This window comes from Gelidibacter gilvus, from assembly GCF_004115975.1.
GTDB lineage: Bacteria > Bacteroidota > Bacteroidia > Flavobacteriales > Flavobacteriaceae > Gelidibacter > Gelidibacter gilvus.
Genome location: NZ_SDDZ01000024.1, coordinates 1 through 11,491, shown reverse-complemented (window position 1 = coordinate 11,491; position 11,491 = coordinate 1). Strand labels below are relative to the sequence as shown.

Below are 11,491 nucleotides of genomic sequence, written 5' to 3'. Positions count from 1 at the left end.
ATAATGGTGACGGTACGTTCAACTTTGATACTTCGGTGGGAACACAGACCTTGACCTACACTTATTCCGATGGCGACAACTGTAGCAATAGTGCCACAGCGTCGTTAGAGGTCAATGAGCTTCCAACGGTGACCGTATCCGGTGGCTCTTGGTGTACAGATGCGGGACTTGTTCAAAACATCGCAGGTTCGGGCATGCCATTGGGCGGTACTTATAGTGGAACGGGCGTTACCGACAATGGTGACGGCACGTTTAACTTTGATACTTCGGTGGGCACACAGACCTTGACCTATACCTATAGTGATGGCGACAACTGTAGCAATAGTGCAACAGCGTCGTTGGAGGTCAATGACCTTCCAACAGTGACCGTATCCGGTGGCTCTTGGTGTACAGATGCGGGACTTGTGCAAAATATAGCAGGTTCGGGCATGCCATTGGGCGGTACTTATAGTGGAACGGGCGTTACCGACAATGGGGATGGCACGTTTAATTTTGATACTTCGGTGGGCACACAGACTTTGACCTATACCTATGGTGATGGTAATTCATGTGAAAACTCAGCCACAGCGTCGTTAGGGGTCAATGATCTTCCAACAGTGACTGTTTCGGGTGGCTCTTGGTGTACAGATGCGGGACTCGTTCAAAATATTGCAGGTTCGGGTATGCCATTGGGCGGTACCTATAGTGGAACGGGCGTTACCGACAATGGTGATGGGACGTTTAACTTTGATGCTTCGGTGGGCACTCAAGTGCTGACCTATACCTATAGTGATGGTAATTCGTGTGAAAACTCTGCAACAGCATCGTTAGAGGTCAATGAGCTTCCAACAGTGACCGTATCCGGTGGTTCTTGGTGTACAGATGCGGGACTTGTTCAAAACATCGCAGGTTCAGGAATGCCAACAGGTGGAACCTATAGTGGAACTGGCGTTACCGACAACGGGGACGGCACGTTTAACTTTGATACTTCGGTGGGCACTCAAGTGCTGACCTACACTTATTCCGATGGCGACAACTGTAGCAATAGTGCAACAGCTTCTTTAGAGGTCAATGAGCTTCCAACAGTGACCGTATCCGGTGGTTCTTGGTGTACAGATGTGGGACTTGTGCAAAATATAGCAGGTTCGGGCATGCCATTGGGCGGTACTTATAGTGGAACGGGCGTTACCGACAATGGTGACGGCACGTTTGACTTTGATACTTCGGTGGGCACTCAAGTACTGACCTACACTTATTCCGATGGCGACAACTGTAGCAATAGTGCAACAGCGTCTTTAGAGGTCAATGACCTTCCAACAGTGACCGTTTCCGGTGGCTCTTGGTGTACAGATGCGGGACTTGTTCAAAATATCGCAGGTTCAGGAATGCCAACAGGTGGTACCTATAGTGGAACGGGCGTTACCGACAATGGTGACGGCACGTTTGACTTTGATACTTCGGTGGGCACTCAAGTACTGGCCTACACTTATTCCGATGGCGACAACTGTAGCAATAGTGCCACAGCGTCGTTAGAAGTCAATGACCTTCCAACAGTGACCGTATCCGGTGGTTCTTGGTGTACAGATGCGGGACTTGTTCAAAATATCGCAGGTTCGGGTATGCCATTGGGCGGTACCTATAGTGGAACGGGCGTTACCGACAATGGTGATGGGACGTTTAACTTTGATACTTCGGTTGGCTCACAGACCTTGACCTACACTTATTCCGATGGCGACAACTGTAGCAATAGTGCAACAGCGTCGTTAGAGGTCAATGATCTTCCAACGGTGACCATATCCGGTGGCTCTTGGTGTACAGATGCGGGACTTGTTCAAAACATCGCAGGTTCAGGGATGCCAGCAGGTGGTACCTATAGTGGAACTGGCGTTACCGACAATGGTGATGGCACGTTTAATTTTGATACTTCGGTTGGAACACAGACCTTGACCTATACCTATAGTGATGGCGATAACTGTAGCAACAGTGCAACGGCAAAATTGGACGTCAATCCGTTGCCAACGGTTGGTATTACACCGCTGGATCCAATATGTATTGAGAATGGAGTAGTACAAATAAAAGCGAGTCCAGCGGGTGGAACATTTAGTGGTTCTACTGCAGTTAACGCTGATACAGGTTTATTTGATCCGATGATTGCGGGTAATGGAATACACTCAGTGACTTATTCCTACAAAGATCCAAATGGATGTGAAGGTAAAGCCACTATCAAAATTTCAGTGATCTCCTGTCAGGCAGAAGCATCCTGTGATACTGTCTTTGCCTATAATAATGATACCTCTATTTGTTTCTCTGAAATTCCAGAACTTAAAAATAATCGATGGGGATGGACAAATCAAATTACTGCTCCGGGAACTTATAATTTTACCTTATATGGTGGCGCAGCACATTGCGATATAGATAAAGGTCATAATTATGGTAATGCAAAAGTTGTTTACGCTAATAATGGTGATGTAACCGTTTATTATGAAATGACTGGAGGAAGTGTCTTGAGTGAAGCACATGTGTATATTGGATGTACCCCGGTACCAATGGTTACCAAAGGGAAGAAAACTCAAGCTACCGTAGCGCCTGGACAATACAACTTTAATCCTAATTTAGGTGGTGGCGTTCAAAACTATCAAGTAGGACCAGTTAAGGTGTCTGGTGGATCTTTCTATCTTATTGTGCATGGTGTAGCCTGTACAACTGGTATTGTTGATGGAGATAATAATGGCAAATCATTTGCTAATGGAGCTTCCGTAAAGTGCTCAACGCCTAGTGCATCTGTTAAAGAACCTGGAAGTTTGCAACAAGGTGGAGATTTTAATGTTTCACCAAACCCATTTGTGGATAAATTAGATGTTTCTTATAGCTACGATTACGACACTGATGTATCCATTGAGATTCGTGATATTAGAGGTATACTCGTAGATTCTTACCAGAACAAATCTTATAAAAAAGGTAAGAAAGTGAAAGTTAAGTTTGATTTGACGAAAGCTGTAAAACACATGATGTTTGTACAAATCACTACAAATAGAGGCGTTGAAACTAAGAAAGTAATTTCATCTGATGCAAAAAGATAAGTAATCGCTTTACTTAATTTAAAAGCGACCGTTTTAAAAAATGGTCGCTTTTTTTTTATACCAGTGCATCTAGGAGGCTTTTATGCACCACATGCCCACCTTCAAATGGAATAATTTGCAACTCACAATGTCCGAACAATTCAAATGCTCTATTTTTTTCTATGCTCAAACGATCCTCATCAAGATATTCATCTTTAGTACCATAAATTAAGGACACTTTTGTTAAGGGATTTAAAAACTCAAAATCAGCTGCAGTAAGTTCCTTCGGAATGCCACCGGACATCATCACAATTTGAGAACATTTCAATTGTCTTTTAGCTATATATCTCAAAGCCACCGAAACACCTTGGGAATAACCTAACATAATTAAGTTAACCTGTTCAGGAATCTGTTCGGCTTCAAAAACGGCATCTACATAACGCATTACATTTTCAGTTTCTTTGATAGTATTTTCTTTGGTCAACCAACTGGCACCAACATGCTTTAATCTTGACGAAACATAATATTTACTTTGGGCTTGAGGAGCAATAAAGTAGTTTTTTTCAGGATTTAAATCTGCAAAATATTTCAGAAAATACCGACTCAAATACCCCATGCCATGACAGACGAACCACACATTTTTGGTGGTTGCAGATAAGGTATTTAATGTGGAGTAGGAGTTGCTGGTTTTATAGTTGATTTCCTTTTCTGTTGGCTTCATTCGTTCAGATTTATTAATTTATAAAGATACTGAGATAAGAAGTGATAAAAAATTCAAAATTCCCAATTCTGTGTATCCAGACAGGATTTACGTATTGCAACTTAGATTCAAGAATATAGAAACAAGATCAGGTATATACTATTAAGTAACAAGAAGCGAGAAACAAGCTTGCCCGTCCGCAGCTTTTGCGGAGGCGGGAAACCACAAACCAAATAACTTCATCCTGAAAGATTGTTTTGTACCTTTACGTTTGATTTTTAAAACCCAATTTTTATATGCAATTATCTAAAGAAGATCTATTGGCAAAGGCGAATAGCGCCAGTAAAAACACCTTAATGGAGACCCTGAATATTGAAATGATCGACTACGGTCCCGATTTTTTGGTAGCAAGAATGCCTGTCAACTCGCGAGTTTATCAACCTGATGGTGTGCTTCATGGTGGTGCTACTGCAGCTTTAGCCGAAAGTGTCGGTAGTTTTGCCTCGCATATTTTTCTAGATACGGAGAATACATTCGTGCGCGGACTTGAGATTACCGCCAATCATTTAAAATCGGTTAAAGATGGATTTGTTTATGCCAAAGCCACCTTTCTTCACAAGGGCAGAACCACCCAACTTCTGGATATAAGAATTACAGATGATCATGACAACTTGGTCTCCATTTGCAGATTGTCTACCATTACCTTACCAAAAAACAAATAGGATGGCCTTGGATCAATTTTTTGAGCAGATCAAAAAACAATATCATGATCAGTTGCCTTTTGTGGTTTATAAAAAACCGAATGCGTTAGAATTGAAGCGCATGTTCCAACATAATGATGCCCTGCATACTGTTGTTGATTTCACTGAAAGCGGATTCGTGTTTGCTCCTTTTGATAGTAGGCAAGATGCCTTTATCCTTCCCATAGAACATGCTGACGTCATTTCTGTAGCATTTGATGAAAATGATTTTTATGAACTTATGATCAGGGATCATAAAACGTCTGCCATCATCAATAGTAATAAAGATTCGGAGAAATTATTGCATATAAAACACGTAGAAGATGGCATTGCAGCGATAAAATCCGGCTGTTTTTCGAAAGTGGTACTTTCAAGACGAGAACTAGTTGAAAATGTAGAAACCCATCCCATTGAAATTTTCAAACGCCTATTACAGCGTTACCCAACCGCATTTGTATATTGTTGGTACCATCCAAAAGTTGGTTTATGGTTAGGAGCAACGCCAGAAACCTTATTGAGCGTGAAAGGAAACCAATTAAAAACGATGTCTTTGGCGGGCACCCAAGCTTTTGAAGGCATCACGGAAGTGGTTTGGAAAGAAAAGGAAAAAGAAGAACAGCAAATTGTCACTGATTTTATTGTTGAAAGTCTCCGAGAATCAGTTGGCAATCGACTATCGTCTAGCGATTTCATGAAAGTTTCAGATCAGAAAACCGTAAGAGCTGGAAACCTCTTGCACCTTCAAACGGAAATCTCAATGCAGTTATCACCTGAAACAAGAAATTTGAAACCAATTTTGGAGGCGCTGCATCCCACCCCAGCAGTCTGTGGTTTTCCGAAAGACAAGGCTAAAGCATATATTATTGGAAATGAAGGCTACCCTCGGGAATTCTATGCCGGATTTATGGGCGAATTACATCTGAAGGAAACCATATCAAGAAACCCCAACCGGCGCAATGTGGAAAATAATGCCTACAGGGTTCAAAAATCGGTTTCTGACCTCTATGTGAATTTGCGTTGCATGCAGATGAAAGATCAAAATGTCTTTATTTATATTGGAGGAGGTATTACAAAAGATTCTGATCCCGTGGCGGAATGGCAAGAAACGGTACATAAGTCGCAGATTATTAAAAGTGTGCTTTAAAGACGTGAGAGGGATTTAATAGGTTTTAGGTGCTGTGGAAAGTAAGCATTTGAGGAATGAGGGTTTTACAAAATTGGGGGATTCTACGTGAGATTAATAGTTGTTACACAGAGTTCCACTAAGGAGGCACAAAGTTGCACAAAGAAAATGTTAAAGGTTGAATATTTTAGCATTCTGCGTAAATCTGAGTAATTTGCGGGAAATAATATTTGGGATATTGAGGCTTCATAAAGAGATTAAGAATTTTTTTAAAATTAAATAATCAACTAAAGTCATCTAGTTGAAGATTGGAAGGTTGGAATTTGGAATTTGGGATTTGAAATTTTAGTTTTTGGTTTTTTAAACTTTGTAGTTTTTCGAGCTATAATTTTTCACTTAGCTCACCTAAATTTGTATTTTTGTAACAAGATTATCCATGAATGAAATATCCTAAAATTCCGCTAGCACAGACCGTTATTCAGTTGTGTAAAGCAAAAAACATAAAACATATTGTCATCTCTCCAGGAAGCAGAAACGCGCCTTTGACGATTGGTTTTTCCAACGATCCATTTTTCAAATGTTATAGTATTGTAGATGAACGCTGCGCGGCTTTCTTTGCACTTGGTATTGCACAGCAGATTGAGGCGCCTGTTGCGGTCGTCTGCACGTCTGGAAGCGCATTACTCAATTATTATCCAGCGGTTGCGGAAGCATTTTACAGTGAAATTCCCTTAATCGTTCTCTCCGCCGATCGACCAAAGCACCTTCAAAATATTGGTGACGGGCAAACCATCAATCAGAAAAATGTCTTTGAGAATCATATTCTTCATTCCGCAAATTTAAAATTGGATTTAAAGGATGAACTGAATATTCCCGTCACTGAAGACATTCCCATTTTTAAGAATATTGAAGATAAACTGGAGCGTTTATTAGGCCTTCAAAAGGATATCCAAAAGTTTAATGAGCAAGAATTGAACGATGCCATTAACAAATCAATCTTCAAAAAAGGACCGGTTCATATTAACGTGCCGTTTGATGAGCCGCTTTATGAAATGGTTGATGCCTTAAAAGTGAAACCCAAAAACATTCCCATCGAATTGGAAGAGCCCAAAATGGATTCATATATTTTGGATCAATGTTTGAATCATTGGCGAAAAGCAAAGCGAAAAATGGTATTGGTGGGCGAATATGCTCCTAATAAAATTGAGCAAAATTGGCTGAATTTATTGGCAAAGGATGACAGTGTGATTGTCCTCACGGAAACCACTTCCAATATAGATCATGGTGCATTTATTACGAGTATCGATAAGTTGATTGCGCCCTTACAAAAGGAAGATTTCATAAAGCTCCAACCCGAGATACTTATCACTTTTGGAGGCATGGTAGTTTCCAAAAAGATAAAAGCATTTTTAAGGGAATACCAACCCAAAGAGCATTGGCATATTAGTGAAACGAGAGCTTATGATACTTATTTTTGTATGACCCAGCACATCATAGAAACTCCAAATTATTTTTTCAGTGAGTTTCTACCAAAGGCCATACAAGTAAAAAGTTCCTATAGAAATTATTGGACGGGAATTAAAATGGAGCGAAATAAAAAGCACAACAGCTATTTGGAGGACATCTCGTTTTCCGACTTTAAAGTTTTTGACACCCTTTTTAAGACATTGCCAAATGACACTATTTTGCAGGTAGGGAATAGTTCAGCTATTAGATATGCGCAACTATTTGACATTCATAAATCGATTGAGGTTTACTGCAATAGAGGCACCAGTGGGATTGATGGGAGTACCTCAACTGCAATTGGGTGTGCAGTAGCCCATAAACGACAAACCAATTTTATTACAGGCGATTTGAGTTTCTTTTATGACAGCAACGCCCTTTGGAATAATTATATTCCGGATTCTTTCAGAATAATTGTAATCAATAATGGCGGTGGTGGTATTTTTAGAATTCTCCCAGGGCATAAAAACACTGAAAATTTCGATACTTTTTTTGAAACCAAGCACAAATTATCGGCGCAACATTTAGCCGAAATGTATAATTTTAAATATAAAAAAGTGTCCTCGCATAATGATTTGGGTATAGCGCTCAATTCTTTCTACAAAGAAAGTAAGGGACCAAAAATTCTTGAGATCAATACGGCAGAACAAGCGAACGATGAAGTTTTGCTAGCGTATTTTAAGTATCTTAAATAATCATTAAATCTGAGCGTTATTTTTTACAGATATGTTAAATTTTAGTATATTGAGACATTAATTAAGTAACTAAAAACTTTTCAATAATGAGTAAAAGAGATGAATTAATTACAAAGTATGCGGCAGACTTAAAAGAAAAATGTGGCGTAAATGCGGACATGGATTTATTGACCAAGGTAACCATTGGTTGTGGTCCATCAATTTACAATGCAGACTCGTCAACAGTTTCTGGTACTGATCCTAAAGAAATCGCAACCGTTAAAAACAACTTTTTAATCAAGAAACTTGGATTGAAAGATGGTCCAGAGTTAGACAAAGCCATTGATTCAGTTATGGAACTCTATGGTAAATCTAACAGAAATAAGTACAGAGCTGTAGTCTATTATTTATTGACAACTCACTTTAAAAAAGAAGCGGTTTACAAATAATAAGTACCAACCTTAAAATTGAAAAAGCGTTACTCCTGAAATTTCAGAACAGTATCGCTTTTTTTGTAGGATAAACACGAATATACTTACCTTTGCACCATGATACATATTGGAGAATATAATACGTTAGAAATAATTAGAGAGGCTGAACAAGGCGTCTATATTGCTGACACAGAAGGCAATGAGGTGTTGTTGCCAAATAGATATGTTCCTGAAACTTATAAGATTTGGGATAAAATTGAAGTATTTGTTTATTTGGATAATGAGGAACGTCTTGTTGCGGTAACTGACAAGCCCTATATAACTCGCGGTGAGTTTGCTATGCTGCGTTGCAATCAGGTCACTGATCATGGTGCATTCTTAGACTGGGGCATGGTAAAAGAACTGTTCTGTCCATTTAAAGAACAAGCTTTTAAAATGAAAGCCGGTGGATGGTATTTGGTGCATTGTTATTTGGATGAAAAAACGGGACGATTGGCAGCATCCAGTAAAACCAATCACTTTTTGGATAATAAAGATCTGACGGTGACTCAATTTGAAGAAGTGGACGTCATTATTTCGCATCCTTCAGAAATTGGTATGAATGTTATTGTCAATAATAAACATGCAGGATTGATTTTTCAAGATGATATTTATAAGGAATTGAGCGTTGGAGATCGCATGAGAGGTGTCGTTAAAAAAATTAGACCTGACAATAAATTAGACATCACTTTAGAGCAGATTGGTTATCGAAAAATCGAACCAAATGCAGATGCCATCATGCATGAATTGGAAGATAATAGCGGCTATCTCAATTTAACCGATAAATCAAATCCAGAGGACATTAAAGCGGTGCTTCAAATGAGTAAGAAGACCTTTAAAAAAGCCATTGGAACTTTATATAAACAACGATTAATAGAAATTAAGGAAGATGGGATCTATCTTATTTAATTCATTTTAAAAAACATAAAAAAATGAGTCAAATCAATTGGGAAACTGTAAAGGAATACCAAGATATCACCTATAAAAAGAGTAATGGAGTCGCACGAATAGCGTTCAACAGACCGGATGTTAGAAATGCATTTAGACCCAAAACAACCAGTGAGCTATACGATGCATTTTATGATGCCAACGAAGATGTGAATATTGGTGTGGTATTGTTATCTGCCGAAGGACCATCGTCTAAAGATGGTGTTTATTCCTTTTGTAGCGGTGGCGATCAAAAAGCCAGAGGAAAACAAGGGTACGTAGGCGAGGATGGTTATCACCGTTTAAATATCTTGGAAGTTCAACGTTTGATCCGTTTCATGCCAAAAGCAGTCATTGCCGTGGTTCCTGGATGGGCAGTTGGGGGCGGTCACAGTTTACATGTCGTGTGCGACCTTACTTTAGCGAGCAAAGAACACGCAATTTTTAAGCAGACAGATGCCGATGTAACCAGTTTTGATGGTGGCTATGGCTCTGCTTATTTAGCAAAAATGGTGGGGCAGAAAAGAGCTCGAGAAATCTTCTTCTTGGGAAGAGATTATTCTGCGCAAGAAGCCTATGAGATGGGGATGGTCAACGCTGTGATTCCGCACGACGAATTAGAAAGCACAGCCTACGAATGGGCACAGGAAATCTTAGGAAAGTCACCCACCTCTATAAAAATGTTGAAGTTTGCTATGAACTTGACCGATGACGGGATGGTAGGGCAGCAGGTTTTTGCAGGAGAAGCGACACGTTTGGCTTATATGACAGACGAAGCCATTGAGGGAAGAAATGCTTTTCTGGAAAAAAGAAAGCCCAATTTTGAAAAAAAATGGATTCCATAAACCACCCAAAATTTTAGAATGGAAAGATTAAAATTGTGGTTTTCTGCGTTCAGATTACGAACGTTGCCATTATCTATTTCTGGAATTGTAATAGGAAGTTGTTTTGCCGTTTATAACGGGTTCTTCAATCCTTTCATTTTTATAGTGGCTTTATTGGTAACGCTTGCATTGCAAATTCTCTCAAATTTGGCCAATGATTATGGTGATGGGACCAAAGGCACGGATAATGAAAATAGAGTAGGACCCATGCGTGCCGTCCAAAGCGGGAAAATCACCCCTGAACAAATGTTTGATGCGTTGAAAGTCAATGTCATGGTTGTGATATTCTTGACGGTACTCCTTATTTATACTGCTTTTGGTCATCGTTATTTTTTTTATTCCCTATTCTTTTTTGCACTTGGAGCAGTCTCAGTTTATGCAGCCATGAAATATACCATGGGAGATTCGGCGTATGGGTATAGAGGTTTAGGTGATATTTATGTGTTTGTTTTCTTCGGATTTGTGAGTGTTGTTGGAAGTTATTTCCTGTTTGCCAAACAATTGGATCATATTGTAGTGTTACCTGCAATTGCAGTGGGTCTGTTGAGTGTAGGTGTCCTTAATTTGAATAATATGAGAGATATCGCGTCAGATAAACTCTCAAATAAAATTACTACCGCAGTAAAATTAGGAAAGGAAAAATCTAAAATATACCATTTATTTCTGGTCATAAGCGCCATGGTTGTAGGCCTTGTATTTGCTCTTTTATATTATACTTCACTTTGGAACTTTCTCTTTCTTATAGCTTACCTACCGCTGGCACTTCACATTAAAAACATTGTAATAGCTCAGGCGTCTTCCGATTTCGATTCGCAATTAAAGGTGTTGTCATTATCTACATTTTTGTTTTCTCTGTTATTAGGGATCGGATATGTTTTGTAAAAAAAAGTCAGTTGATGTTTGGTGATCAGGGATTTATATAGTATCTTACATTGTAATTTAAGCCAACATTCATTTTCTTAATCAGTTGGTTATAAAATTTGGGGCTTTAAAACTCAGACACATTCTTAAATATGTCTGAGTTTTTTTTTAGTGAAACCCTATTTTGAAAAGCATGAAATGCGCATTCAAAATAGCTGGTTGAACTAACCCCGCTTTTTAGCGGGGTCTCAAACTTATAGATGCCATATTTCTGCACCCTATTTTGAAAAGCATGAAATGCGCATTCAAAATAGCTGGTTGAACTAACCCCGCTTTTTAGCGGGGTCTCAAGCTTATAGATGCAATATCTCTGCACCCTATTTTGAAAAGCATGAAATGCGCATTCAAAATAGCTGGTTGAACTAACCCCGCTTTTTAGCGGGATCTCAAGCTTATAGATGCAATATCTCTGCACCCTATTTTGAAAAGCATGAAATGCGCATTCAAAATAGCTGGTTGAACTAACCCCGCTTTTTAGCGGGGTCTCAAGCTTATAGATGCAATATTTCTG

The 11,491-nt window shown here is 39.3% G+C and carries 10 protein-coding genes; 8 read left to right on the top strand and 2 right to left on the bottom strand.

Features of this window, described 5'->3' with window-relative positions; genetic code table 11:
- Nucleotides 1-3,059, top strand: a 3,059-nt coding sequence (locus ESZ48_RS19445) for a T9SS type A sorting domain-containing protein (protein ID WP_190246315.1), incomplete at its 5' end; no start/stop codon positions are given.
- Nucleotides 3,060-3,114: 55 nt separating this feature from the next.
- Here the strand turns inward: ESZ48_RS19445 and ESZ48_RS19035 are convergent.
- The gene (locus ESZ48_RS19035) at nucleotides 3,115-3,759 is read right to left on the bottom strand and encodes an alpha/beta hydrolase (RefSeq protein ID WP_129019095.1); all 645 of its coding nucleotides are present in this window, start codon (nucleotides 3,757-3,759) and stop codon (nucleotides 3,115-3,117) included.
- A 275-nt stretch (nucleotides 3,760-4,034) separates the two neighbouring features.
- On the opposite strand from ESZ48_RS19035, the gene ESZ48_RS19030 reads away from it, so the two are divergent.
- The 7 genes from ESZ48_RS19030 (at nucleotide 4,035) to menA (ending at nucleotide 10,941) form a co-directional block, all read left to right on the top strand.
- Complete coding sequence (locus tag ESZ48_RS19030; protein ID WP_129019094.1) at nucleotides 4,035-4,460, top strand: PaaI family thioesterase; 426 nt, start codon at nucleotides 4,035-4,037, stop codon at nucleotides 4,458-4,460.
- 1 nt (nucleotide 4,461) lies between these two features.
- Nucleotides 4,462-5,622 (top strand): chorismate-binding protein, encoded by a 1,161-nt coding sequence (locus ESZ48_RS19025; protein WP_129019093.1) that lies wholly within the window; start codon nucleotides 4,462-4,464, stop codon nucleotides 5,620-5,622.
- A gap of 419 nt (nucleotides 5,623-6,041) precedes the next feature.
- On the top strand, nucleotides 6,042-7,799 hold the full coding sequence (gene menD / locus ESZ48_RS19020; RefSeq protein ID WP_129019092.1) for a 2-succinyl-5-enolpyruvyl-6-hydroxy-3-cyclohexene-1-carboxylate synthase: 1,758 nt from the start codon (nucleotides 6,042-6,044) through the stop codon (nucleotides 7,797-7,799).
- A gap of 86 nt (nucleotides 7,800-7,885) precedes the next feature.
- Complete coding sequence (locus ESZ48_RS19015) at nucleotides 7,886-8,227, top strand: DUF2853 family protein (protein WP_129019091.1); 342 nt, start codon at nucleotides 7,886-7,888, stop codon at nucleotides 8,225-8,227.
- 99 nt (nucleotides 8,228-8,326) lie between these two features.
- On the top strand, nucleotides 8,327-9,157 hold the full coding sequence (locus ESZ48_RS19010; RefSeq protein ID WP_129019090.1) for a CvfB family protein: 831 nt from the start codon (nucleotides 8,327-8,329) through the stop codon (nucleotides 9,155-9,157).
- A gap of 23 nt (nucleotides 9,158-9,180) precedes the next feature.
- On the top strand, nucleotides 9,181-10,020 hold the full coding sequence (locus ESZ48_RS19005) for a 1,4-dihydroxy-2-naphthoyl-CoA synthase (RefSeq protein WP_129019089.1): 840 nt from the start codon (nucleotides 9,181-9,183) through the stop codon (nucleotides 10,018-10,020).
- Nucleotides 10,021-10,038: 18 nt separating this feature from the next.
- Entirely contained in the window at nucleotides 10,039-10,941 is a 903-nt protein-coding gene (menA, locus tag ESZ48_RS19000) for a 1,4-dihydroxy-2-naphthoate octaprenyltransferase (protein WP_129019088.1), read from the top strand.
- A 106-nt stretch (nucleotides 10,942-11,047) separates the two neighbouring features.
- Here the strand turns inward: menA and ESZ48_RS19645 are convergent.
- On the bottom strand, nucleotides 11,048-11,491 hold a 444-nt coding region (locus ESZ48_RS19645; protein ID WP_223266518.1), incomplete at its 5' end, for a hypothetical protein.

Bases quoted from the DNA above. Each gene is read 5' to 3' on its own strand.
- ESZ48_RS19035 (WP_129019095.1), bottom strand. From the start codon at position 3,759: ATGAAGCCAACAGAAAAGGAAATCAACTATAAAACCAGCAACTCCTAC.
- ESZ48_RS19030 (WP_129019094.1), top strand. From the start codon at position 4,035: ATGCAATTATCTAAAGAAGATCTATTGGCAAAGGCGAATAGCGCCAGT.
- ESZ48_RS19025 (WP_129019093.1), top strand. From the start codon at position 4,462: ATGGCCTTGGATCAATTTTTTGAGCAGATCAAAAAACAATATCATGAT.
- menD (WP_129019092.1), top strand. From the start codon at position 6,042: ATGAAATATCCTAAAATTCCGCTAGCACAGACCGTTATTCAGTTGTGT.
- ESZ48_RS19015 (WP_129019091.1), top strand. From the start codon at position 7,886: ATGAGTAAAAGAGATGAATTAATTACAAAGTATGCGGCAGACTTAAAA.
- ESZ48_RS19010 (WP_129019090.1), top strand. From the start codon at position 8,327: ATGATACATATTGGAGAATATAATACGTTAGAAATAATTAGAGAGGCT.
- ESZ48_RS19005 (WP_129019089.1), top strand. From the start codon at position 9,181: ATGAGTCAAATCAATTGGGAAACTGTAAAGGAATACCAAGATATCACC.
- menA (WP_129019088.1), top strand. From the start codon at position 10,039: ATGGAAAGATTAAAATTGTGGTTTTCTGCGTTCAGATTACGAACGTTG.